The organism is Bacteroides sp. 519 (genome assembly GCF_010500955.1).
Classification (GTDB): domain Bacteria; phylum Bacteroidota; class Bacteroidia; order Bacteroidales; family Bacteroidaceae; genus Bacteroides.
In genome coordinates, this window is sequence record NZ_QVMJ01000024.1 from 37869 (window position 1) to 64039 (window position 26171).

Annotated in this window: 19 protein-coding genes and 4 pseudogenes; 2 read left to right on the forward strand and 21 right to left on the reverse strand. The window is 41.6% G+C overall.

Translation table 11 applies throughout. From position 1 onward, the window contains the following. Positions 1-69: 69 nt before the first annotated feature. The 4 genes and pseudogenes from rpsB to D0T85_RS17230 form a co-directional block, all read right to left on the reverse strand. The gene (gene rpsB / locus D0T85_RS17215; protein ID WP_163214766.1) at positions 70-906 is read right to left on the reverse strand and encodes a 30S ribosomal protein S2; all 837 of its coding nucleotides are present in this window, start codon (positions 904-906) and stop codon (positions 70-72) included. A gap of 120 nt (positions 907-1026) precedes the next feature. Next, the gene (gene rpsI, locus D0T85_RS17220) at positions 1027-1413 is read right to left on the reverse strand and encodes a 30S ribosomal protein S9 (RefSeq protein ID WP_163214767.1); all 387 of its coding nucleotides are present in this window, start codon (positions 1411-1413) and stop codon (positions 1027-1029) included. A gap of 6 nt (positions 1414-1419) precedes the next feature. After that, on the reverse strand, positions 1420-1881 hold the full coding sequence (rplM, locus tag D0T85_RS17225) for a 50S ribosomal protein L13 (RefSeq protein WP_163214768.1): 462 nt from the start codon (positions 1879-1881) through the stop codon (positions 1420-1422). Between the two features lie 558 nt (positions 1882-2439). Next, positions 2440-3204, reverse strand: a pseudogene (locus tag D0T85_RS17230) (VapE domain-containing protein); the annotation flags it as partial. Positions 3205-3417: 213 nt separating this feature from the next. On the opposite strand from D0T85_RS17230, the gene yiaA reads away from it, so the two are divergent. After that, positions 3418-3834, forward strand: a complete 417-nt coding sequence (gene yiaA, locus D0T85_RS17235; protein ID WP_163214769.1) for an inner membrane protein YiaA — start codon at positions 3418-3420, stop codon at positions 3832-3834. Positions 3835-3862: 28 nt separating this feature from the next. Here yiaA and D0T85_RS17240 read toward each other — a convergent pair whose 3' ends face one another. From D0T85_RS17240 to D0T85_RS17295, 13 genes and pseudogenes are all read right to left on the reverse strand, one after another. Next, the gene (locus D0T85_RS17240) at positions 3863-4216 is read right to left on the reverse strand and encodes a winged helix DNA-binding protein (protein ID WP_163214770.1); all 354 of its coding nucleotides are present in this window, start codon (positions 4214-4216) and stop codon (positions 3863-3865) included. A 19-nt stretch (positions 4217-4235) separates the two neighbouring features. Continuing rightward, positions 4236-5267: pseudogene (locus tag D0T85_RS23230) on the reverse strand (DsrE/DsrF/DrsH-like family protein); the annotation flags it as partial. Positions 5268-5432: 165 nt separating this feature from the next. Next, positions 5433-6671, reverse strand: a pseudogene (locus tag D0T85_RS23235) (FAD-dependent oxidoreductase); the annotation flags it as partial. Positions 6672-6870: 199 nt separating this feature from the next. After that, positions 6871-8196 (reverse strand): PAS domain-containing sensor histidine kinase, encoded by a 1326-nt coding sequence (locus D0T85_RS17250; RefSeq protein ID WP_163214772.1) that lies wholly within the window; start codon positions 8194-8196, stop codon positions 6871-6873. 67 nt (positions 8197-8263) lie between these two features. Beyond that, the gene (locus D0T85_RS17255; RefSeq protein WP_163214773.1) at positions 8264-9610 is read right to left on the reverse strand and encodes a sigma-54 dependent transcriptional regulator; all 1347 of its coding nucleotides are present in this window, start codon (positions 9608-9610) and stop codon (positions 8264-8266) included. A 22-nt stretch (positions 9611-9632) separates the two neighbouring features. Continuing rightward, positions 9633-9941, reverse strand: a complete 309-nt coding sequence (locus D0T85_RS17260; protein ID WP_163214774.1) for a type II toxin-antitoxin system RelE/ParE family toxin — start codon at positions 9939-9941, stop codon at positions 9633-9635. After that, on the reverse strand, positions 9938-10180 hold the full coding sequence (locus tag D0T85_RS17265; protein WP_163214775.1) for a hypothetical protein: 243 nt from the start codon (positions 10178-10180) through the stop codon (positions 9938-9940). The genes D0T85_RS17260 and D0T85_RS17265 overlap by 4 nt, the downstream gene beginning before the upstream one ends. Before the next feature lie 75 nt (positions 10181-10255). Continuing rightward, the gene (locus tag D0T85_RS17270) at positions 10256-11500 is read right to left on the reverse strand and encodes an ABC transporter permease (RefSeq protein WP_163214776.1); all 1245 of its coding nucleotides are present in this window, start codon (positions 11498-11500) and stop codon (positions 10256-10258) included. After that, positions 11497-12747 carry an ABC transporter permease gene (locus D0T85_RS17275; protein ID WP_163214777.1) on the reverse strand — a complete coding sequence of 417 codons (1251 nt, stop codon included), beginning with the start codon at positions 12745-12747 and terminating at the stop codon, positions 11497-11499. Before D0T85_RS17275 ends, D0T85_RS17270 begins: the two co-directional genes overlap by 4 nt. Further along, complete coding sequence (locus D0T85_RS17280) at positions 12748-13416, reverse strand: ABC transporter ATP-binding protein (RefSeq protein ID WP_163214778.1); 669 nt, start codon at positions 13414-13416, stop codon at positions 12748-12750. A 166-nt stretch (positions 13417-13582) separates the two neighbouring features. After that, complete coding sequence (locus D0T85_RS17285) at positions 13583-15916, reverse strand: BamA/TamA family outer membrane protein (RefSeq protein ID WP_370460001.1); 2334 nt, start codon at positions 15914-15916, stop codon at positions 13583-13585. A gap of 5 nt (positions 15917-15921) precedes the next feature. Then, positions 15922-20235: a translocation/assembly module TamB domain-containing protein gene (locus D0T85_RS17290; RefSeq protein ID WP_203558517.1), complete on the reverse strand. Its 4314-nt coding sequence runs from the start codon at positions 20233-20235 to the stop codon at positions 15922-15924. 191 nt (positions 20236-20426) lie between these two features. Beyond that, positions 20427-20555: pseudogene (locus D0T85_RS17295) on the reverse strand (transcriptional regulator); the annotation flags it as partial. A gap of 409 nt (positions 20556-20964) precedes the next feature. On the opposite strand from D0T85_RS17295, the gene D0T85_RS17305 reads away from it, so the two are divergent. Further along, positions 20965-21489: a hypothetical protein gene (locus D0T85_RS17305; protein WP_163214781.1), complete on the forward strand. Its 525-nt coding sequence runs from the start codon at positions 20965-20967 to the stop codon at positions 21487-21489. Positions 21490-21523: 34 nt separating this feature from the next. Here the strand turns inward: D0T85_RS17305 and D0T85_RS17310 are convergent, their stop codons facing one another. The 4 genes from D0T85_RS17310 to D0T85_RS17325 form a co-directional block, all read right to left on the reverse strand. Next, positions 21524-22222 (reverse strand): HesA/MoeB/ThiF family protein, encoded by a 699-nt coding sequence (locus tag D0T85_RS17310; RefSeq protein WP_163214782.1) that lies wholly within the window; start codon positions 22220-22222, stop codon positions 21524-21526. Continuing rightward, complete coding sequence (gene thiH, locus D0T85_RS17315; protein ID WP_163214783.1) at positions 22206-23324, reverse strand: 2-iminoacetate synthase ThiH; 1119 nt, start codon at positions 23322-23324, stop codon at positions 22206-22208. The genes D0T85_RS17310 and thiH overlap by 17 nt, the downstream gene beginning before the upstream one ends. Before the next feature lie 93 nt (positions 23325-23417). After that, a complete protein-coding gene (gene thiC, locus D0T85_RS17320; RefSeq protein WP_163214784.1) occupies positions 23418-25124 on the reverse strand; it encodes a phosphomethylpyrimidine synthase ThiC in 1707 nt (568 codons plus the stop codon). A 100-nt stretch (positions 25125-25224) separates the two neighbouring features. Further along, on the reverse strand, positions 25225-25992 hold the full coding sequence (locus D0T85_RS17325; protein WP_163214785.1) for a thiazole synthase: 768 nt from the start codon (positions 25990-25992) through the stop codon (positions 25225-25227). Between the last annotated feature and the right edge of the window lie 179 nt (positions 25993-26171).

The following is a 26171-nucleotide window of genomic DNA, read 5'->3' on the forward strand; positions in this document are numbered from 1 at the left end:
AGTTTAACAGAGAAAGTCTTTTTACTTTATCTCCTTTACCTATCTTTACCTCCTTTTATTCTATATATATTATGCTTCTTCGTCTTCCTTAATGAAAGCTGCTGCTTTTGCAGCATTGATTGCTTCTTCGTCAGACTTATCGAGTCTTGCTTTTGCAGATTTTCTCTTGCCTTTGTTAGCAGGAGCTTCACCGGCAGCTTCCATATCTATTTTTTCAGCTTTTCTTTCTTCCAAGCCTTCAGCGATAGCTGCACAACAAGCTTCCAGAATTACTTCGATAGATTTTGTTGCATCGTCATTTGCAGGGATTACGAAATCGATATCACTAGGATCCGAGTTAGTATCAACGATACCAAATACAGGAATACCTAAACGATTAGCTTCGCGAACAGCAATATGTTCTTTCATTACGTCGATAACGAACAATGCAGATGGCAAACGGGTAAGATCGGCAATTGAACCTAAGTTCTTTTCCAATTTAGCGCGTTGACGTGAGATTTGAAGAACCTCTCTTTTAGACAGGTTTGAATAAGTACCATCGTTAGTTAGTTTGTCGATAGTAGCCATTTTCTTCACAGCTTTACGGATTGTTGGGAAGTTAGTCAACATACCGCCTGGCCAGCGCTCGATTACATAAGGCATATTTACAGAAGCAGCTTTGTCAGCAACAATCTGTTTAGCTTGTTTTTTAGTAGCAACAAAAAGTACCTTCTTGCCCGATTTTGCAATTTGTTTTAAAGCATCAGCTGCCTCATCTACTTTAGCAACTGTTTTGTGGAGGTCAATGATATGGATACCATTGCGTTCCATGAAAATATAAGGAGCCATTGCTGGGTTCCACTTTCTTTTAAGGTGTCCGAAGTGTGAACCGGCTTCCAATAATGTATCGAAATTTGTTCTTGACATTTTTTTATTGTTAAATTGTTTACCTTCTTTTTTGTTTTTCTAAACCAACCGCCGAGTAGCCAAGGTGTGGATCTCAGTGGTTTAGATACTAAACTCCTAACTTTAAGCTCATAACTCCAATTAGCGTTTACTGAACTGGAATCTTTTACGAGCTTTCGGACGTCCTGGTTTCTTACGTTCAACAGAGCGTGGATCGCGAGTCATGAAACCTTCGGCACGAAGAGCAGCTTTATCGTCTGCATTCATTTTTACCAACGCGCGAGCGATAGCCAAACGTAATGCTTGTGACTGACCAGTGTAGCCTCCACCGTACAGGTTTACTTTAATATCATATTTTTCTGCAACGCCTAATTTGTTCAATGGTTGTTTCACAACATATTGAAGTATAGAAGATGGAAAATACACTTCAAGATCTCTCTTGTTAATAGTAATTTTTCCGGTACCTTCGCTTACATAGATACGGGCTACAGCTCTTTTACGTCTGCCTAATGCATTTACTACTTCCATTATATCTTATTTAAGTGAGTTTATATCAATTACTTTAGGGTTTTGAGCTTCGTGTTTGTGTTCGCTTCCAGCGTAAACATACATGTTACCCAATAATTTAGCTCCCAGTTTGTTTTTAGGTAACATACCCTTTACAACCTTTCTCAGCAATCTGTCGTCGCCATTAGGTCTTGATTGTAAACGTGCGGGAGTCATTTCTCTTTGACCGCCAGGATAACCGGTATATGATAAATATACTCTGTCATTCCATTTGTTTCCTGTCATTTTAACTTTGTCTGCATTGATGATAATTACATTATCGCCGCAGTCAACATGAGGGGTAAAGTTTGGTTTGTACTTTCCTCTCAACAATTTCGCAACTTTAGAACCGAGACGGCCTAATACCTGATCGGTTGCATCAACAATAACCCATTCTTTGGTTACAGTTGCTTTGTTTGCAGAAATGGTTTTGTAACTTAAAGTATCCACTCTTAATTTAATTTTTTAATTGTTACTACTAAAAAGCTTCACCACAACTTACTTTTCCCCGGACAAAGGATTGGCTAAGTTGCTATGAATTAATCTCTTATATGCTTCTGATAATAATCGGCTTGCAAAATTACGGCTTTTCTTTTAATTGGCAAACTATTTCTTTCTTTTTTTGGGAATCAGGGGATTAGGGAGAAGGACTACTTTTTCCTGATTATAGTATGAATAATTCAGGTTAGATTTGACCTGCATTACTCATACTTCATCAATTGGGTTCAAATCAGATTGGTGTTGAACCGCTGAGTTACGCTAAGTTACGCAGAGTTTTATTTCGATGCCGCATGGAAACTAAAACTCCGCGTAACTTAGCGTAACTTAGCGTTTCAAAATTTCAGCCTCTAACTGAGCATCATTTTAGAAAAATATAACCTCATTTTTTCCCTCTCCCAGAGAATAAAAACCGTTTTTTCTCGTCACATCAACACGCACGCGCATATCTCACTGAGCAACAACTAATTACCCCGTGTTGAAAAGCGTGTTGTCAAAATAGAGGAACCTTTATTCGTCACGCTCTACTACATGATAGAATATACCGAACCGGGTACGCTTGAATGGAATGCTGTGCTTGCGTAATATCCTTCCGAACATCCGTACTTTACCGGGCGACAATGGCATTTTCAGTTTCCCCAGTATTTCGGCAGGCGATAACCACTTACCCTCATCATCATTCTCTGCAATACGAAAATAGCGATCAAAGAGTTGCTCTTCGGCCGGGATCTGTTCAAAATCACGGTTGTGCTCAGTCATAATCTGCTCTTCCTGTTGGTTGAACCAATAACGTTCGCCATTATCTATTTCGTGCATAACCTGAGCATAGAGTTGGTTGTAATCTATGGGGCCGGTATTGATAACGCCAATTACCTCGATACAAATAAAACGGCGGCTGCCCGATGGGTCGGTAAGCAAATCCATCTGGTTGCTGGTAGCTATAAACGATGCATAACGTTGCATCTCCAGTACAGCATTGGCATACGGCTTGCGTACATTTACTACAGGCTTTTGCAGGATATGTTTTAAAAAACCTTGCTGGGTAGGGCTAATCTGATCGAACTCATCAATATTGATCAGCGCAAAACGGTTGAGGTAAAGTTCGGCATCGCGCTTGCGCGAAAAATCAATGCTATCTGTGTAGTAGTTACGAAGCTCGGGCGGAATAAGGTTACGGCAGAAAGTAGATTTCCGTGTTCCTTGCGCTCCCACCAACAAGGGCGATACGTTATTGGCAAACCGCTTGTCGGTATTGCCCCGCCAGTGTGCTACCATCTATGATACAAAAGTACCACCCCGGTTGGTACTTTTGTTTCATGCTTAAAATAACCAGTGAAACTTTTGTCTCAGCGTTAAAAAAATAGTGGTACTGTAATTTGTTGATTGTTAGATTATTGGTTGTGCTGTTTTAAATTTCCTTATAGCTTATCTTGTTTTTCTGAAATATACCTTTAAATTTGCCCTCTCATTTATCAATACTTAAAAACCATGGAAGAAGAAAGACTAAAAAAGACTGAAACACCCAAAACTAAAAGTCCATCACCCGCTTATGTAACAGCAACCTGGCTGGTATTGATTGTTGGAGTAGTAGCTTATCTGGTAGGTTTATACAATGCCGAAATGCAATTGAATGAAAAAGGATATTATTTCACCCTCCTGCTTTTTGGTCTTTTCTCGGTAGTTGCTTTACAAAAAAGTGTACGCGATAAGATGGAAGACATTCCTGTTACCAACTTATTTTTATATATCAGCTGGTTTGGTACACTTGCATCCATTACCCTATTAATTATTGGTTTATTCAATGCCGAACTTCTTTTAAGTGAAAAAGGATTTTATGGCATATCCTATATGATGAGTGTTTATGCTGCTATATCTGTGCAGAAAAACATCCGGGATAGTGAATAACTAAATCCTGAAGTCGCAAATTGCGGCATCAAGCTAACAAAGGACGCAACGTTTCAGGTATTGTAATAGCATCGCACGAAACTGTATTCAGTTTGTCTCTTCCTATAGTGGTTAGCGAGAAATACATCTGCCGTTTATCTACCTTACCAACAGCCCGCTCTATCAATCCTTTATCCTCAATCGAGCGAATCACTTTCGATGTATGCGATGTTGTCATCTCCGTTTGTTCGGCAATGGCGGTTGAGGTCATACCCTCTTCTGTATCTTTTAGTAAACACAAAACCATGGCCTCATTCAGTGAGAGGCCATAAGTTTTTTCAAACCCCATTTCAAATGTGGTGATGGCCTTGTAGATATCCCTCATTACACAAATTGATTTCATAATTAAAAGAAGTCCTTTTTTATATAAATAAATTAATATTCGACTGATCGGCACGCTCCATATATGTGGCAACACCACCTATTGTAACCTCATCCAGTAGTTCTTCCTTCTTTACCCCCATTACATCCATAGACATCTGGCAGGCAATAAATTCAACACCACTATCCAATGCTTGTTGGCGGAGCGATTCTAAAGAGTCGATTCCCTTTATCTGCATAATGTGACGCATCATCTTTCCACCCATACCGCCCATGCTCATTTTAGATAATTTCAGTTTCTTAGAGCTCGAAGGCAACATCATACCAAACATTTTTCCCCATATATCTTTCTCTACTTTGGGCTTGCGAGGTTTCTTTATCACATTCAGTCCCCAGAAGGTAAAGAAGATGGTAACCTTCTGTCCGGTGGCAGCCGCTCCGTTTGCCAGCACAAAAGTAGCTAAAGCTTTGTCTAAATCGTCGCTAAACATGATAAAACTTTTGTTTTTACTGTCGCACGATGAAACAGTATTGCATGCTTTCGGTTCATCTTTTTCAATAACTACAGTTGTTTTTCCGCCTTCCGAATTCCGGGAAATAAACTTGTTGCCTGTGCTTCTGGCCCATGCTTCGGCATCGCGTGCAAAACCCGGATCGGTTGCAACAATCTCTGCGCGCTCGCCTGTGCTTAAGGTGTCGATGGTCTTTTTCATTTTCAGGATAGGACCCGGACATTGCAAACCGCAAGCATCTACACGAATGGTTTTAAACGGAACTTCTGCCAAAGGCTCAGCAATCTTATCCGGTTTATCCTGCCAGTGAATAGCAACCGGCGCTGTTGCTGCAATGTAGGTTTTGTACCCACCCGAAAGATTCCTGACATCCTTAAAGCCGTGCTGCATTAAAATGCGTGTGGCTAGATTTCCTCTTAATCCAATTGCACAATACACATAGATTGGTTTATCGGTTGGTATCTCGTGCAAACGGTCGCGCAATTCATCTACCGGTATATTAACCGCTCCCGGAATGGCACCCAGCATAAACTCGTGTTGGGTACGGGCATCCAGTACAAACACATCGCCCGGCTGCATACCTGCCAAATCACGCCAGTAGTAAAGCCTCATCCTATCGGCCATAATATTGTCAGCCACATATCCGGCAATGGCTACCGGATCTTTTGCCGATGAAAATGGAGGTGCATACGCATGTTCAATCTGCATTAAATCGTAAATGCTTCCCCCATGTTTAATAACCATAGCAAGCTGATCAATACGTTTATCAACACCATCGAACCCCACTATCTGAGCCCCATAGAGTTTGCCTGTCTTTTTATCGAAGGTTATTTTAATACTTAATGGCAGCGAGTCGGGGTAATATCCGGCATGCGATGATGAATGCGTTGTTGACGATACATACTCAATACCTTCCTGCTTTAAACGTTTAGCCGGAAGTCCGGCAGATGCCACCGTCATATCAAACACTTTAGCAATAGATGTTCCGATGGACCCTTCGTAGGCCGTTTTATTACCTAACACAATATTATCGGCAACAATACGGCCTTGCCTATTGGCCGGCCCGGCCAGATAATTTAACCAAGGTTTACCTGTTATGGGATGCGGATATTCGATAGCATCGCCAATGGCATAGATAGCCGGATCGGATGTTTGCAGGTAATTGTTAACCGCTATACCACCCGCTTCGCCAATAGTTAACCCGGCAGATTTAGCCAATGACGTTTCCGGACGAACACCTATTGACAGTATAACGATATCGGCAGGAATCGATTTACCATCTTTAAACATCACTTCAATATGATTATTTACTTCTTTAAACGAGGCTACTGCATGTTCCAGATACAGGTTTACTTCCTTCTGCATTAAATGCTGATGCACCAGCGAAGCCATAGAGTAGTCTATCGGTGCCATTACCTGATTGCCCATTTCAACAATAGAAACAGCTGCCCCAAGTGTATGCAGGTTCTCGGCCATTTCTAAACCAATAAAACCAGCACCTACCACTACGGCCCGTTTAATGTTATTACGGGTTACATATTCTTTTATAACATCGGTATCGTTAACATTGCGCAGGGTAAAAATTCCCTTTGTTTCTATTCCTGGGAAAGGCGGCCGCACAGGGTTGGCTCCTGTAGAGATTACAAGCGTATCGTAACTTTCGCTATATGTTTCTCCGCCCGGTTGGCGCACCGTTACTGTTTTTGCATGCTTGTCGATAGAAAGCACTTCGTTTTCTACACGCACATCAACCCTGAACCTTTTCGAGAATGTTTCGGGTGTTTGCACAAAGAGTTTCTCACGATCTTCTATAACTCCACCTATATAATAAGGTAGTCCACAGTTTGCATAAGAGATATACTGCCCTTTTTCGAGCAGTATAATCTCTGCAGTTTCATCCATTCGTCTTATTCTTGCTGCTGTTGTAGCGCCTCCTGCAACACCGCCGATAATAATTACTTTCATTGTATATGGTTATTTGTTTTAAATCGAAATAGTTTCCATTGGAAATAACATCTGCAAGATATAACTTGTTCAAAAGATGGGCAAATATATGCTGATAGAAACTTTCTATCAGTAGTAAGAGTTTATGTATGTACTCCGATTTTTCGTAAATGAGAAACCGGAGTTTGATAAGGAAGTGCAAATGTTTTAAGGAAGAGTTTTACGATGCCGACGGAGTATCAGAATCAATACAGTGAATAACAAACCGTGTCCAGCCATCCCCTGAATTCAAACTGAATTTACACCCATGGTTCATTAAAACATCCCTAACAAACATTAGTCCAATACCTTGGCCCGTAGATTTCGTTGTAAAGAAAGGAGTGAATAATTTTTCTTTAACTTCCTGCGGTATCCCCGGCCCATTATCTTCAATAGTAATTGTTGTGGGATAAGATTGGGTGCTGATCTTTATCTCTCCATCTGAGCCTATTGCTTCATAAGCATTCTTAACTATGTTCACCAATACCTGTTCAAACTGAATTCCATCTATATGAACCAATCTATCCTTTATATCAGGCATAAGGGTTAACTTGATGTTGCGTTTCTGACACTCCATACGGGTAAGAGCATCGACAGAACAAACCAATTCATTCAACGAAACACTGGTAACAGACGGCTCAGGTATTCGTACCACATGTGCCAGATTACTGATGAATTGTGCCAGATTACCACACCGGTCATGCGAAGCCTCAACTGCCGGAAGAACATCTTCCCATTCTTTTTCCTCTCCCTGCCGAAATATTTCTGAAACAACACTTAAGGTTGATCCTATGGCACCTACGGAATTATTCACTTCGTGAGACATCATGCGGATAATGCGTTCGTAAGATTCCTTTTCGATCCTCAAAAGATCACGTGTGAGCTCTTCAATCAAAATAAACGGATGTTCAAACCCTTGGTCAACAAAGGCCGACCGCACACAACGGTATATGGATATACTGGAAGTGCGAACCACAATTTCATCTTCCTTCTTCATGGCTCCCAGTTGTTGTGCTAGCTCCAAACCCGATTCCTGAAGAAGCTTACCTTTCACCAGAGATAAATCTTTGATATCCAACAAATGAAGCCCAGCGGGGTTAATGTCGCTTATTCGTTCATCAAAGTTAAGGATGATAATTCCTTGTGGAGATGCTTGAATAAGTAGATCAAGGAATTTATTCTTTTCCCTCACCAGTAGCCTTTCTTGCCGTAAGCTAGTCATCATACGGTTAAAAACCTCTATCATCTGATTGGCTTCTTTGCCTTTAACGGGGCGTAAACGTGTAGAAAAGTCTTGCTCATTCAACATTTTTAGCCCATTAATGATTAACTGATAGGGCTTAATCAATTTCCTGTTGAGAAAGAAATAAATAATAATAGGGACAACAAGAATACCTGGTAGAATCCATAAAGGTTTGGATTCCATTTTTAAATACATATAAACGGCTCCCATGCCGATACCTGCCAGGAAAACAATAAGTAAGCCCAAAAAGAGTTTGTATCTCATATTATAGTTATGAGTTACAAGTTATGAGTTACAAGTATGCTTATTACTTGTAACTCGTAACTAATAACTACTCTGGTAATTTTATGTCATATTTCTCAAGCCGCCGATACAAAGTCTGTCTGGTTAATCCTAACGCTGTAGCTATTTTCGAATGATTGCCACCATATAGGGCAATGGCTTTGCGGATCATATTTTTTTCGACAGTTTCCAACGATTGCACAGAGTCGGGTAAGGAACCTGCTGACATTGGTATCTCGGTATATTGTTCTTTAAAGTCAATATCTGTAATAACATCCTTGCCGGATATAAGAATGGTTCGGTCTACAAGATTTTTAAGTTCGCGTATATTACCCGGATAAGGCAGGCGTTTTAAGTAACTGATAGCCTCGGATGATATCTCAATTTTATTCTTCCCCAGCACACTGGCCTGTTTGGTAGCAAAGTGATTAACCAGCAATGGAATATCTTCCAAACGTTCGCGAAGTGCCGGAACCCTGACTGTTATCAAATTAATACGATAAAAAAGGTCTTCACGGAAAGCACCGTTTACCACCATTTCCGGAAGGCTGCGGTTGGTTGCACTGATTATCCGGGTATCAACCTGATGAGTTTTACTATCGCCCAACGGCTCGAATGTTTGATCTTGCAATACCCGTAGCAATTTTACCTGACAGGTGAGGTCTAGTTCACCAATCTCATCCAGAAAGATACTGCCTTTGTTGGCCATTTCGAACCGACCGATACGGTCATGGTGTGCATCAGTAAAAGCCCCTTTCTTATGGCCAAACATCTCACTTTCGAATAAAGATTGCGAAATTCCTCCCAGGTTTACTTTTACAAAAGGGCTTTTATTCCGGTTGCTGCTTTCATGTATAGCTTCGGCAATCAGTTCCTTCCCAGTTCCACTTTCTCCTGTAATAAGTACAGGGGCATTGGTGTTTGCAATGCGGGATACTGTATGTAATACCTGTGTTAACAGGGGTGACTTACCTATTATTTTATGGAAAGCATCGGTTTGGTTTGACATGTCTTCTTTTCCGCTTTCTTCGTATAGTTGAATGGCGGTTTCTATGCTGTTAAGAAGCATCAGGTTATTCCATGGTTTAGTAATGAAATCGAAAGCACCAGCTCGTATGCCTTGAACTGCCAAACCTATTGATCCCCAGGCTGTGATTAATATTACAGGTACATCGGGGCAGAATATTCTTACTTTGGCCAGGAGTTCCAATCCTTCTTGTCCGGTAGTGGTATTGGAGTAATTCATGTCCATCAATATAAGTTGCGGACAAGTATGGCGCACAAAATCTATAACTTCTTTAGGGGTAGCGGCTGTAGCTATCTCGTAGCCGGCCCTTTTTAGAACAAGGGTTAACGAAGAGCGTACAGTTGCGTCATCATCACAAATTAATATCATGGCTTAAACTTTCTGCTACCTATCATAAATCTAATTTCTTGGGGTCTTGCCGACAGTTCCATACACGAGCTATAACAATATATTTACCTTCAACATAATAGAACATCTGATACAAACCATCAAGAATAACAAGTGAACGTACAACTCCCGGAGTATTTGAAAAGCGATGGTCTATTTTACCTATATTAGGCCAATTAAGTAGCTGTTCGGCTTCGTCAATAACTTCGTTATATAAGCGGGTAGCCACTTGAGGTGCAAGTACATAATAATAGTTGTATAAAGTATCGAGATCATTTAAAGCTTTAGAAGACCATTCGAGTTCTAATGTCATAATACCTTACGCTTAACTTGTTTGTGCGGAATTGTTTTTCTTTGATGGAATTCATCTATTGCTTCAGATATGCTTTGATGCAGTTCTTCCTGAGTTTCACAATGGTTATTATCTTTGTTAGAAGAAACAAGTCGTTTTAATAAAGCGATTGCTTCTTGTAACATATCCTCTGTGTCTATCTTATTGGCTATAAGTTTGAAGAGTTCTGTTTTCCGAGTTTCCAATTCTATTGTTGTCATAATATTCTCCTCTTTATTATTGTTATCTCTAACAAAGATAAGCAAAAAATAAATCAGTTTCAAACTGTAAATAAATTATTCCTCCCTTAAAGCATCTGCCGGATTCATATCAGTAGATAGCTTTGCCGGAAACCATACGGCTATTCCTGATAATAAAGCAAGTAAAACAAAAGTTACAATATAGTTAATAAAGTCCTGCCCTGATCCTATGCCTGCCATTACCCTATCAGCCAGTGGTATACCTAACCCTTGCAGTATTTCGGTCTGTCCAAGGTTGAGACAGATATAAGTAGATACAATGCTGGCAAGAAATAACATTAACAAGGCCTCGGTGAGCATCATCCAACGAATTTGTTTTTTCGATGCTCCCAATGCTAAACGTAATCCTGTTTCGGCTTTGTGCGATTGTACTTTCACCCAGAAAGTACCGATAATACCCAACAGAATATTGGCCACCAGAAAAATTATAATGGCTGATATACTTTTCACATTATTATCGGCTCGCCATGAGAAATATTGTTCTTTCCGTTCGCTTATTTTTGATAATTTGGTAAAGCTATAAGGAGGTATTGCAAGCTGAGCCTTCATGTCGGCACTGAACCGGATAACAAAATCTGTATTATCCGCTTGTGGAGATACTCTGATAACAATTTCCTGCTCGGGGCTTATGTCGTCTTTTTCCATTGGAATAAAAATCCCACTATAAAAGGGATCAAGGAAATGTGTTCTTACCCTTTGAGTAACCCCTGATACATTATATGTTTTTTCACCATAACTAATCGTTTGCATATCCATTGCATTGATACTGGCATTGGGATATTCGCCAAACTTTCCGTTACGGTCGGGGAATACCACCAACTCTTTATCGCTTTCGTAAGGACTGAAAGCTTTTCCGCGTTCAAATTCTATTTTAAATACTTTAAAGAAATCGGGGGTTACTCTTCTTACCTGTGCTGTGTAATAAGTAGAGTCATTATTTACCCGAACACCCCATGAACTGCTGCTCCATGCATAAGGTATGGCTGCACTCGATATGCTAACACATTCAACTCCGGGGTAATTTCTTATACGCTCTAACAGGGTGTTGGTAATTGAATATTGCGTATCTTCATCGGGCTCTTGTTCCAACGAATTAGCACTTATATCTACTATATATGTGTGTTTATCATCGTATCCGGAATATTCGAAATAGCTTTTCCCCAGAAAATAAAAGTAATCAATACAGAACCAAAGAATACAAAATACCACAATAAACTCCAGTACAATCCAAGCATTGGTTTTACGCTCGTGCCATATTATTTTAAATAGATGTTGTATCATACTTCTCTGTCGTTTTGATTAATAGAATTGGTGATAGGCAACCGGGATGCTTTCCAGGCTGGCAGCCCTGCCGATAAGAGGTTTATAATAACACATATACCAAATACAGCGATAAATATCCATGGAGACACCAGGGTGTTGATTGGAATATTGCTATCTGTTGGAATATCCAGAAGCCAGGTTCGCATATGATAAATCACCAGATAAGAAGCCAACAATCCCAGTATGCCACCAATAAGTGAAGTGATAAAGTTTTCGTAAAGAACCTGCATTAGTATCACATACTTTTTGGCCCCAAATGCTTTGCGTACACCAATCTCGCTCATTCTCTTTTTAATACGCGATAAACTGAATCCCGACAGATTAATGGCAGGAACAAGTAACAGGATGATAAATATGAATATCTTTTTGCGATACTGAACAGCAAGTTTACTTTTAAGCTCTTCCTGATTATTGGCATTGATTTGCATAGCGAATGTTTTATGATTGTAAGGCCCTGCCCATGCTATTGTCAAGGGTTTATTATCTGCATTAAATTTCTGCTCCGCCTCTCTTGTTTCGGCATAAATTGCCGGGAAATCTTTTTTATCTTTGGCCTTAATAAAAACACTAAAAGCCTTTTGTTTATGTGGTACCGAGGTATATGGTAACCAAATAGGTGCATAAGCATTACGGAATATATGCGGAACATCTTTTACTATGCCAATAACCCGGTAAGGAATGTTATTCAGCAAAATGTCCTTGCCCAGAATATTTTCTCCTTTGGCAACCTTACGGGCGGTACTTTGAGATACTACGGCATATTTTACACCCGATGCAAATTCTTCAGCAGTATAACCTCTTCCTTCAATAAAAGTAAAAGCAAACAAGTTCCAGTATTTTTCGTCGGTTAGTTTGGCATATACATTTAGTTCTTCCATTCCTGGTATGGATAACTTGAAAACTCCCGTAGTTAGCGCTGATACATATTGAGGAGTTTTCATCTGCGACAGATAGTCGCGATAAGGTGCGTATCCAATATAACCACTGCTGGTTGAGTTATTAAGTGTATCTTTTTGCACTTCCCGGCTCAAATAGAATGTAGTATTTCTGTTTATTTCAGGTGCTACACTTATATTCTTTATTTCTTCGGATACTATAATAGTCATTATCATCATAATGGCCAGTGCCGTACCTAGTATGGCAATGATACTCATCAGTTTATTCTGTTTTAGTATCTGTATGGCCTGCTTGAAGTATATTTTCATTTACTCAATTCTTCTTCCATCAAAAAAGCGGATAATGCGTCCGGTTTCTTTAGCTAGGTGTTCATCGTGTGTTACCATTACAATGGTGGTTCCTTCTTTATTCAGTTTGTGAAGAATATCCATAATCTCGCGTCCCATTTTGCTATCCAGATTTCCCGTAGGCTCGTCGGCAAGTATAATCTTGGGGTTACCTACAATAGCGCGGGCAATGGCAACACGCTGGCACTGTCCGCCCGAAAGTTGAGTTGGATAGTGCCTCATACGATGAGTCAATCCCACTTTTTCCAGTACTTCTTTTGCCAGTTCCCGACGTTGTTTTTCGCTCGACTTCCGATAAAGCAAGGGCATTTCTACATTATCGAGCACATTAAGAGAGTTAATAAGGTGAAAACTCTGAAACACAAACCCCAATGTTTTATTCCGGAACTCCGCCATTGGGCCATCTTTCATACCCGATGTATCTATATTGTCGATATAAACTTTCCCTTCCGAGGGTAAGTCCAGCAATCCGGTAATGTTTAGCATCGTACTTTTTCCACAGCCCGAGGGGCCCATAACCGAAAGGAATTCGCCTTGTTCTACTTCAAGATTTACATTTTCCAGTGCAATAGTCTCCACCTCGTCTGTATGATATATCTTGGTAATGCCTTCTAAATTGATAATTCCCATATTCGTTTTTTAAATTGTGAGTTATGCTTTTATAAGGCAATGAGTGTGCCAGATTGATTTTATGGCTGATAATGAGATGATTATAAAATAGTACGGGTGTCCGAACGCGGACAGTTTTGTCCACACAAACACCCGGTTTTACCATTACATACTTACACAATCTTTTTTAAAACGGATAACCAATAGCCAGATGCCACCCCATTCCATCTTTAAACTTTGGTATATTGTAGTATCCGCTTTTGCCGGTTTCGTAGGGAAGATGCAGAGCCACTCCACAATCTAACCGGATTACAAGGAATGACAGATCATAGCGGAGGCCGGCACCTGTACCTAACGCAATATTGTTTCCAAAGCCTTTGAGGGTAAATTTACCACCCGGATGGTCATTGTTCTGATCGCGCATAAGCCAAACGTTACCGGCATCAAGAAATATGGCGCCATGCAGATCTTTGATTATGCGGAAACGGTATTCAATGTTTGCCTCCATCTTAATATCACCTGTACGGTCGAGGTAGGAGTATCTGGAAACCTCGTCGGGTGCATAAGAACCGGGCCCTATGGTGCGTACGGTAAATGCCCTGATACTGTTTGCTCCTCCTATAAAGAATTGTTCGGTATATGGAATCGTTTTATTTGATCCGTAAGCATAAGCTACCCCACCTGTTAAACGGGTGGCAACAGATTGATTTTTATCGATATTCCATGTATAGCGTATTTCGCTGGTTAGTTTAATAAATTGAGCCATCTTTGAACCAAGAAGATACTTCTCCTCGCTAAACTTTTTACCAAAAATAGCTCCAACGGCCGATGTAACATTGCCTGCCGATGTAAAACTGGTTTGCCACCAAAAGCGGTTAGTACGTCGGCGCAGGGACATATCATCGTATGTATAGGTATAGTTCATTGCCGGAATAAACTGGTTTTCCATGCTTTGTGCTAATGCCTTGTTGTTGTCCATTATGGTTTTAAAAGTATCGGTGGTACTTTGCAATACATTAAATGTTAGCTTAGCCGGTGTTATAGAGTGTTTACTAACTACTGTGGGCTGAAAATTATAAGTTACATTCCCTCCAAAGGCAAGCATTTTGAAAAAGTTGGCTCTGTTCAATAAGTCGGCATTCAGGCTGAATGTGGTTGTTGCCGGAAAGTTCCATTCTTTACTACCCAAGTGCGGAAAAACAATCCGGGGGAAGTTTAAAGAAGCATTTAAACCTACCTCGTACGAATTGATTTTCGAATCGCTTGCTCCGGGGGTAGACTTGGTTTGCCATTCGTAAGAACCTTTTATGCCCACTGTAAGACTTTCGCCACCCCGGAAGATATTCTTTTTAGTGACAGTGAATGTGGCACCGGGCCCGGCATAATCGTTGCTTTTGGTGGCCAGGTTTAATTCCAGCTGACTGTCGTAAGGCAAATCGAAAGCTGTTTTAATATCAAGATTCAACAGGTTATTGGTTGCAGTGCTGTCTTTTGGGCTAAACTGCATTTCGGTATAGCGGAAGATACCCAGTTCGGCAAACCGTTCCTGGGTACTGGTACTCCGGTTTTGCGAATACAATTGTCCACTTTGCATCCGGATGCGGTTTAGTAGCACCTTAGGACGTACTTGTAACTTATCGTGGTAATGAATCGTCAGGTTTTTGTACAAGGTAGAGTCATTAGGTGCTTCGCCATTCACCCCGAAAAGAAGTACAGATATATCGCCAATGCGCCATTGCTTGTTGGCAGCCATGGGTATTCCTACTTTGGGTTGCACACGCAAATCAACCAGACCATGTACGCGAGTTGTGTCTGCCTGATAACCAATAAAGTCGGGCCGGAAATAATAATATCCTCTGTTACGGAGACGGGCACTTATGCGCTGACGCTCGTTCTCCAAATCGTCTACATTAAACTGGGCTCCTTTTCGCAGCAAACTACGGTTCTCCGAAAGTTGTTGCTTGCGCCTGCCTTGTCCACCCATAATGATGCGCATGGCGTTGTCAGAGAAGTTACGGTATTCTATAGAATCAAGAAAGAAAGGGTCTTTCATATCTATAAAGTACGAAACATCGGCTGTTTTCTTGTCCTTTCTCTGATTAACGGTATGACTAACTGTACCGTTAAAGAATCCGTAGTTGCGCAGTTGGTTGGTTGCAATCTGTGTACGTAACCCCGGATTAACAGTAGATATGTAAATTGGTTTAGAACCGAACTTTTTCAGAATCCACTGGGACAGTTTGCTTTGAGAGTCATTGTATTGATTAAAAATCCACAACCCTATGGGCAACGGTTTGGGTAGTGTTGCCGAACTGCTTCCAAACAATGCTCCATTGGGTGCTTTGGCCAATGCTGCTTTTACCTCGGCAATGGCTTCGCTGCCTACGGCCGATTTGGGGTCGTTTGCTATTTCGGTTTTTTTGATTCCTTTGTAAAGCATCTGACCCTCGTCGAGATTCTTGGTGGTTGAACAGGAGGAAAGGAGCAACGCTATTGCTATAAGGCTTTGGATATTCTTTATCATAATTACTTCTTCTTTTTAAATATAAACAACTCGCCCAACCTGTTTACCTTCTTGCGAAGCACCAGGCCGACACCTGTTTCAACAATCTCGCCTTCGAACACATTCTCGTAATTGCGGTCGTGGTAGAGGCGTACATATCTTGTTCCTGAATTATCCAAACGATATTCAAGCGAAACATTATCTATAAACGATTCTGCCTGTTCGGCTGTATCTGCGGTCGACACTTTTCCTCCGATAATAACCTGTACCCGATCGTTAAAGAAACGCTGAGAGTATTTAAAGTTAAAATCGGTGCGGGTTCCCGAGGCATCGTTGTATGTATCTGTATCAATCGAGAAGTTCGATGAGTTAAGCAAATCGCCTGCAAACCCAAAAAGCTGTCCTTGAATAAAGTTGCTTAATGCCGACATATTCAGTCCTCCGCCAGCCGAACCGCGGGCAAGGTAAATACCGGCCGCCATTATGCCAACGGCTTGCTTGCTTCGTTCTTCGGGTGCCATGGCTTGCAACTCGGCTTGTATGTCCGAGTTTTCGGGAGCACTAACATCGAACTCTAGTTCCAGATTCTCCAATGTATTCTTTATTACAATAGAGGGCTCAAAAAATACCATCTGCGATGTGTTGTTATCGCCTTGGTCGGGCACTTTTACCCGTACTTTCTCCGAGGCTCTGATGTTTAAATTGGGGTTCATCAAATTGTTTGTCCATTCTACATAACTGCCTTCATCAATCGAAAACTCTTTCAAAGGAATAACAGGTAAGGAGTATTTTAAGTTACCACCTGTAAGTGTGTACCGGCCCGTTAGTGTTACATCGCCCTGAGGAGTGTACTGAAATGTTAAATTGCCACCCCCTTCCAAGTCAACATAATTGCTGCGGTCGGTAGTGAGGTCGACCCCTATCTTTACAGCCTGATCTATGTTTATAGTCATTATCATATCCAAACCGCCCAATGCAATGGTTGGTTCGTTTTGTGCAACCGAAACAGTATCGGCAAAAGATACAAACTGAACCATATCGCCCAACCTATCTTGTACGGTAAGGGGCGAGTCGGTAAGCACATAATTAATATCGGTTGTGCCAAGTACATTTATATTACCGCGCATAACCAGTTCGCTCAATGGCCCTTTTATGGTAGAATTAAGGTCGAAATAGGCTTTTCCATAAAGTAACCGACCGCTGCGGCGACGGGCATTGATTAGTTCGTAGTTTCGGGCTGTTAGTGATAAATCGGCTCTGGCATTGCTTGGATTACTGAAGTCAACAACACCATCAATCGTAAATGGATTATTGCCCGAAGTATATATTCCATACTTGTCTAGCACCAAACGACTGTTCTTAATCTTTACCGGCCGGTTTTCGAAACGGAAGGTTAATCCATACGGGTTAGAATAGAATTCTACATTATCCAGTATCAACTCACCATTCATTAGTGGTTTATTGATAGAACCTTCAAGGTTTAAGTTACCATCCAGATCGCCGGCAAACTCAATGAGGTCTTCGTTCACAAATAGATTGGCAAAGTACATTGGCACATGTTCCAGATTGGTATTTATATCGAATTCATCTTGCTTACCACCCTGATAACTGCCATTTGCTGTTAGTATCTGTATATCTTCCAACGTTACATAGGCATCAATGTAATGTTTGTCTTGGTTGCCTGGTAGCCAGGTTGCACCAATGCCAATGTTGCCGGCCCGTTTTCGTTCGTAAAAAAGGTCGCCTATGCGCATTTCGGTAGATAGTTGTATGTTCTCTTCCGACTGCTGAAAAGTAGCTTCGGCCGAAAACAGTCCCGAGAAACTGGGGTAGTAAGGCAATAGTTTGCTGATATCTTCTAACTCTATTCTTCTAACCTCAATATCAAGGTTTTGCAGATATGTGGTATCGGGCAACGATTGCACACTGAGGCCCATGCCTTCGTTATTAAACATCTGCACATCGGCCAGTACTCTTCCGTTGTTGCGGATAAATACCTGGTTGTGATTGTTGAAACTGAACTCACGGAATGCTACAATAGGATTCTCGGGAATGAGTTGCACCTGAAAACCATTGCTTGCAGGCTTAACGTTGGCACCCAACCGAAGTCCGGTTATACCTTTTTCGTTTTTAAAGTCTAACAATACTTCGGCGTCGTTGCTTCGTACCTCTCCGGTTATGGATGCTTTGAAGGTATATTGTGGATTCCTGGGACCATTTGCTACACCGGCACGAAGGTTTAACCGGGCAGTATCCTGGAAAGCAACTATAAATACAGTGTCCAGTTGCAGGGTATCGGCATGTAAACCGTAAATCCTTGCGGCACCGTTAATTCCCCGGTTGGGGTTTACTACAAAGCCCGCTCTGAAGTTGGCAAAGCGGATGTTATCGGGTAACATAAAGCGGCTCACCGGATTCTTTTGTCCGGCTTTTATGTTGAGGTGGGCAGTAGGTAACGAGTTCCTTAAATCTTTGTGATTTAATTCCTGCGCTTCTATTTGCTTGGCAAGTTCTTGGCTAAAAGCCATCGACTGGTTGATCAGTTTTTGCAGCGGACCCTGTGCGCGCAGTCTGGCTTCCAAATCACCGGATACTAAAAACAAGTTCACCGAGTCTTGTTGCGCCTCGGCGGCGAGGGATAAAGACAGGGTGTTGGTCATTGGTTTATCAATCAACCGCAATTCATATAAGTCTGCATCGGCTATGTTTACAGAGGCGCGTGCATCTAAGTTGCGCGAGTTCGTTTTGTATTCGCCCCAGGCATCCATAACCAAGAGTGCGTTGTTACTGGTAAGGCGGGCAGTTGCCAGTGCATTCTTTAACTCTGCCGTAAGATCAATGCCGGTTATGTTATAACGGCCATACTGCAACGCATTTACAGATGCTTTGGCCGAGGCTGTTGTGCGGGTAGATTGGAAATTGATTCCTCGCCCGGTAACACTGGCAGTAGCCGATACGCTGTAAATGGAATCTTTAGGCATAAAATGGTTTACTTGTAAAGAATCTATTTCCAGATTGGCTTTGTATGCTTCGCTGTTTAGGTTGTAATCAGCATTTAGTTGTATGGTTCCTACGCTTTCGCGCGCCAGAAGATTGGCTACCAACTGCGGGCCATTCATCTTAATGTTGGCATTGGCTGCTAGTGGAGGAATTACAATCGACCCGTCTTGGGCTACATCGGCCATACTAAATAGGAAGTCAAGACGCTGGGTTTGCATCTGCATGTTTATATCGGCCGAACGGTTCAGGCTATCTTGCAGATTAAGTATTTGGCCTTCGCCTTTCAGGCTGAACGCTCCCGGAAGGTCGGCAGTAAGGCGGGATATCTGTATCTTTTCCATATTTCCTTCTGCACCGATTTGTACAACCAATGGCTGTTCCGGATAATCTTTTTGAAAGGATGCAGGCATATTACCTGCAAATAATAGAACATCTTGTTTTCCCAGTCGGGCATCGAAGTAGGCCTCTAAGCTATTTATATCGAATGGTGTATTGGAGTTCCAAAGTGTCTGGGCACGCAGGTTCAGTTCCGAATATGGTGTTTGCAGGTTTAAGTTGGGCACCATCAATTTTACAGAATCCATATAAAACTGTCCCGACATGGATGATATGTTTACTATATTATCCTGTCCGTAAATTGCCCGGGTATTATTGATTGAGATATTTTGCACACTGTATAACTGTTGCCCCAGGTCGGCAAGAATGTCTTTTATCTTTCCATCGCCAATGTAGGTAGCTACCTCCATACTATCGGCAGGCATATTTAGGGTAAAAGCAACGTTTTTTACTTCAAGGTTTGGCAGGGCAATTTTCCAGTTGGCAGTCTCAGTACTATCCTGCGATACTACTACGGTATCTTTCATTGTCAGTAACAGGGTAGCATCGTTCAGCTCGGCTGTTTCAAGATCTACCAGTTGTTGTGACAGGTTTATTACCCGTGTATCGAGGTAAAAGCGTCCAAGGGTCCCTTTGAGTTGCATTGTTGGTAGCATGTTTGCTGTATTTACATGTACATTTTCAAGAAATACACCATGAGCTTCGATATTACCACTCATTAAAGGACGTAGTTTTACTTTTAACCCAAGACTTTCGAGGGCAAGTATAGTGTCGGGTGCCTGTATAATTCTTACGTTTTTGGCAACAAGGTCAAGCGGAAAGCGAAGATTAACACGATCAATGCTTATGTCCATCCCAGTAGTTTGGGATACATAAGCTGTGACTTTTCTCTGCAAAAAGTTCTGTACGGCAGGTATGTATAATAGAATAATGATTATTAAAAGAATAGCTATTGGGGTTGATAAACCAATAACTATTCTCTTTATCCACTTTTTAGTCATGTTAAATTGTTGCTAATGATGTTATACAAAAGAAACAAAATTTAGGCTGAAAAGATCGGTGTTATTCTATAATAACTAAAAAAGCCACTAAAAAGTGGCTCAGGCTATCCAAGAAAGGATAGCGGGTCTTTAATTATAGTATAAATATAATATGTTTCTGCAATGTATGCAAGTTATTCTTTAATTATCTCTTCTTTTTTTGCTTCAAGGAGTATTTGTTCAGTATAGAAAGCATATGCCTCTTCATTAAATTTTTCTCGCTCTGGTGTGGCATGTGCACCAAATTCTTTTTCAAGTTCTGCACTTATATCAGTTAGCATGTTCTTTTTTATATAACAAAAGTAATATTAAATTCTGTTTTAGACAAATCAAGAAACAAAATAGACAAATCAAGAAATCATTTAACTTATCTGTATATACTTTTGATGCATAATTCCCAAGATAGTAAATCTTTTATTAAACATTTAAATTTAGAATTATGAGACAAAGAAAAAGGCAATTATTTCTATCCATGGTCCAGATCCCTCTGAGATGTCTTATATATATACACATGAAGAGTTTCAGTATTCATCAGAAAGATTCCACATGAATTGGGGTTGGAATGGAACTAATGATGGTTTTTATTCTGATGGAAGTCTAGGACTTTACCTTGATAATAAATATTACAATTTTGATAATGACAGGCAGGAAATTATAAATATATATCCTCCAAGATAATTATATGGTATAATGAAAACTCAAATTATTCTAGTTGCTATCCTAGCTATTTTATCGGTTAACCCAATAAAAGCACAAATCAAAGAGAAAGGTTTTCTCATAGAAGGAACAGTCTCTTATGCTGATACTCATAATGGTAATTATATTATTATTACACCAACTATTGGTTATCAATTTAATAAGTATATAATAGGAGGATTTAAGGTGGGTTTTGAAACTCGTGACTATCCATACACAATGTATACGCCATTTGTACGTTATAACTATTTGACTATTTCAAAATTTCAGTTATTTATTGAAGCACAGTTCAATATTGCAGAACGAGATGTATCTGGAGGACAAAGTGGCTACAGCGAAGGGGGCTTTACTTTTGGAGCAACATATCCTATCTGTAAAAACGTTAAAATATCAGGGCAATACTTGTTTTTGGGCTGGAGTGAAAATAATAGAAAAGAGGGAGCTTGGCTTAATAAGAGTAAATTTGGCTTGGATGCTAATATACAACGGCTTCATCTGGGAATACAGATTATTATTTAAGTAATTATTAAAGGCTGATTCCTCATATCAGCCTTTACTCTTTCCTAACCCTCAGCATTTGAAACCCCATTGTCCTCCCATCAACAATAAGCAAGCGATTAACAAGTAATTCTCCTATCCCTGTTATATACTTAATAGCTTCTGTTGCCTGAATAGAACCAACTATTCCGGCAACAGCACCCAATATTCCCACTTGTGAGGAAGTAATCGCTTCGGCATCATCGGGTGGCGAACCAAACACATCCCGGTAACACGCATTACCGGGAATATATGTCATTACTTCGCCCTGCATGGCTACTACCGAGGCATGACAATAGGGTTTATGCAATTGTACACAGATATCATCAATCAGGAACTTGGTAGCATAATTATCAGCACAATCTAATATAAAATCGTAAGGTTCAATGAGCGCTTCTGCATTGTTGTTGCAAAAACGTTCGTTATGGGTTATGATATTGATATCCGGATTCAATGCCTGTAGCTTTTCCCGGATAGATACTACTTTAGGTTTTCCTACATCTTCGGTAAAATGAATAATCTGGCGTTGCAGATTGGTGATATCAACAGTATCGTAGTCAATAACTCCTATTGTACCTATTCCTGCGGCAGCAAGGTAGTACAAGGCGGGTGAGCCTAATCCACCGCCACCGATAACCAGAACTTTAGATGCTTTCAATAAGGCCTGACCTTCCTGGCCAAGACCATCTATAACTATATTACGGTTGTATCGCATGATCCCAATCTTTCCAGATTACTTCATATCCCTGACCTTTAACTGCCGAGAATACCTCTGCCGGAGAACGATCATCGTTCACAGCAAACTGTTCCAGTTCTTGTTTATACACCGCATAACCTCCCGGGTCTGTTTTAGACCCCGCACTGAGCGAAGTAACCCCAAGCGTTGTCATATTATCTCTGAACAACTGATTCTCTCTTGTAGATAGCGCAATCTCAATATCATGATCGAACAACCGATAAGCAAATATTATCTGTGCCAGTTCCTTATCCGACATAATAACATTGGGCTGAAACCCTGCACCCACATGCGGACGCATACGGGGGAAGGAGATGGAATACTTTGTTTGCCAGTATGTTTTTTGCAGGTAACGAAGATGCAGAGCCATAAAGGTTGCATCCGTGCGCCAGTCTTCCAACCCGATTAATACACCCAGACCTATTTTATGAACCCCAGCCTTTCCCATACGGTCGAAGCCATCTAAACGCCAGTCGAACTTAGACTTCATACCTTTTGGATGGTAAATTTTGTAACGTTCGCGGTTGTATGTTTCCTGATAACAGTACACAGCATTCATGCCGGCCTTTGTTAATAGGGTGTATTCGGGTTCTTTCAAAGGCTGTACCTCGATAGATATGGATGCAAAATAAGGCTTTACCAGGTTTATAGCATTCTCTATATAATCCGCTCCTGCAGCACGCGGATTCTCACCAGTAACCAGAAGAATGTGCTGGAAGTCGCCAATCTTCTTGATGGCCTCTACTTCCTGCAATATCTGATCGTCGGTAAGAATGATGCGGTGTATATCGTTGTTATGATTGAAACCACAATACACACAGTGGTTTACACATGAGTTTGTAAGATAGAGAGGTACATAAAACTGAATGGTTTTACCGAAGCGTTGCTGTGTGTACATACGGCTTAACCTTGCCATCTGTTCCAGATATGGTAGGGCGGCAGGCGATAGTAATGCCATAAAGTCCTCAATATCGAGTCGTTTGCCAGAGAGGGCAAGTTCAACATCGGCCGAGGTTTTGGCGTATATCCGGGATCTGATATCATCCCAGTTATATTGGTTTATTTGTTCTGTAAATAGCATAAATTTTTCTTTTAAGGAGGTAAAGGAGGTAGAGGTGAGGTAAAGGAGGTAAAGAAGCGATGCCGCAGGAAAACTTTACCTCCTTTACCTCCTTTACCTCACTTTACCTCCTTCACAATCATTCATTTCCTTCGTTAACTTCATCGCGCAAAAATTCGGCCCACACATGGTACAATGCCCGCTTTCATCATCCAGCCTTCCGGCTTTGTAGTACTCCAAAGCTCTTTCCGGGTCTAAAGACAGATTAAACTGATCCTTCCAACGGAAGTCGAAGCGTGCCTTGCTCAACGCATTATCTCTTACCTGCGCTCCCGGATGGCCTTTCGCCAGATCGGCCGCATGAGCCGCAATTTTGTAAGCAACCACACCGGTGCGCACATCTTCCTTATCCGGTAAAGCCAGATGCTCCTTAGGCGTTACATAACAAATCATAGCTGTACCATAGCGGGCAATCTGTGCCGCACCAATGGCCGAGGTAATATGATCGTACCCCGGTGCAATATCCGTAGTTAAAGGACCTAATGTATAAAAAGGGGCACCGTGGCAATGTTTGAGCTGCTCATCTATATTCGGCTTGATTTTGTGCATAGGTACATGACCCGGCCCTTCAATCAACACCTGTACATGATGCTTCCAGGCAATCTCTGTAAGTTCACCCAGAACCGACAGTTCGGCAAACTGGGCAGCGTCGTTAGCATCGGCAATAGAACCCGGACGCAAACCATCTCCCAACGAAACCGCCACATCGTATTGCTTCAAAATGAGGCATATCTCTTCAAAATGGGTATAGAAAAGATTCTCTTCGTTGTGTTGAGTCATCCAGTTGGCAATGATTGAACCTCCCCGCGAAACGATTCCCGTTACACGGTCTTTCACCAGTGGCAGATGGGCACGCAACAGCCCTGCATGAATAGTAAAATAATCAACTCCCTGTTCGCACTGTTCTATCAGGGTGTCGCGGTATATCTCCCAGTTCAGTGCAGCGATTTGGCCGTTCACTTTCTCCAATGTTTGATACAATGGAACAGTACCCACCGGAACAGGTGTGTTACGGATAATCCATTCGCGTGTTTCGTGAATGTGATCGCCGGTAGAGAGGTCCATCAGCGTATCTCCACCCCATTTGCAACTCCAGAGTGCCTTCTCTACTTCCTCGTCAATACCGGATAACAAGGCCGAGTTACCAATATTGGTGTTAATCTTTACTAGGAAGTTTGTGCCGATAATCATCGGTTCGGCTTCGGGATGGTTAATGTTAGCCGGGATAATGGCTCGTCCGCTTGCCACTTCTTCACGCACAAACCCGGGCGTAATATGGCTTTCTATGCCCAGTTCCTCGTTTTGAAGATTCTCGCGGATAGCTACATATTCCATCTCCGGGGTAATAATTCCCTGTTGAGCATAGTACATTTGCGATACGGTCTTGCCCGGTTTTGCCCTTCGGGGATAGTTGATAAGTGGGAAGCGAATACTATCCAGAGAAGAATTTTGTAGTCGCTCGTTGCTGTAACAGGATGTAAATTCGGTAAGTTGCACTGTATCCTCCCTGTTTTCAATCCATTGTTCGCGCAAGCGGGGCAAACCTTTGCTGATATCTATTTCTATATCCGGGTCGGAGTAAGGGCCGCTTGTATCATAAATGGTTACGGTAGGATTCTCTTCTACCAACCTTTTTCCGTTTTCTATTTTAATGGTATCCAGTTGCGAAACGGCACGCATGCCAACAGCCACCGGATGTATTTTCCCCTTCACATAGATTTTATTAGAAGAAGGATATGTTATACGTTGATTTAATTTCATAAATGATAATGTGTTAATGTGCCAATATGCCAATGTGCCAATTAACAATGCGCAGCCAATTGGCATATTGTCGCATTGGCATATTGTCGGATTAGTTAGGTTACATCAGAAATGAAGTTAACGGACTACTCGCATCGGCCACCGGTGTTTTCCCCGCCAATCGTGCCTCATGAGCCATTCGACCAGCCTCAACGGCAAGGCAGAAAGCACGGGCCATGGCTACCGGATCTCCCGCTATAGCTATAGCTGTATTTACCAATACTGCATCAGCACCCATCTCCAGTGCTTCGGCTGCATGCGATGGAGCACCTATGCCCGCATCTACAACCACTGGTATATTGCTTTGCTCAATAATGATTTCCAGCAGATCGCGCGTAAGCAATCCCCGATTTGTTCCTATGGGAGCGCCCAGCGGCATTACCGTAGCCGCCCCGGCACCTTCAAGCAATTTGCACAATACCGGATCGGCTTGTATGTATGGTAAAACCACAAAACCAAGTTTGGCAAGTTCTTCAGTGGCTTTAAGTGTCTCTATCGGGTCGGGCAGCAAATAGCGCGGATCGGGATGAATTTCTAGTTTCAGCCAGTTTGTTTCAAAGGCTTCGCGTGCCAGTTGAGCAGCAAAAACAGCCTCTTTAGCATTCCGAACGCCCGAAGTATTGGGTAATAATTGAATGCCGGGCTTTTGAATATGCACCAACATATCGTCTTCTTTGTTCTCTAAGTCGAGGCGTTTCATGGCTACAGTAACCATTTGAGTTTGTGATACCGCAATGGCTTCACGCATTACGGTATTGGAACTGAATTTCCCAGTTCCTAAAAAGAGCCGTGAATCGAACTCTTTTCCTGCAATAATTAACTTCTTCATATCTTTTATACTATAAGTTTAGTGTTTATAAAGCATTGCATTTGGCTTATGAACACCCGGGTGTTCACTCTTTGTACACCCGGATGTACGGTGCTTGTACACCTGGGTGTACAGACCGTGTACACCCGGGTGTTAGCATGTCGTACACCCGGGTGTTCCGAAACAAAATGCAATAGCAT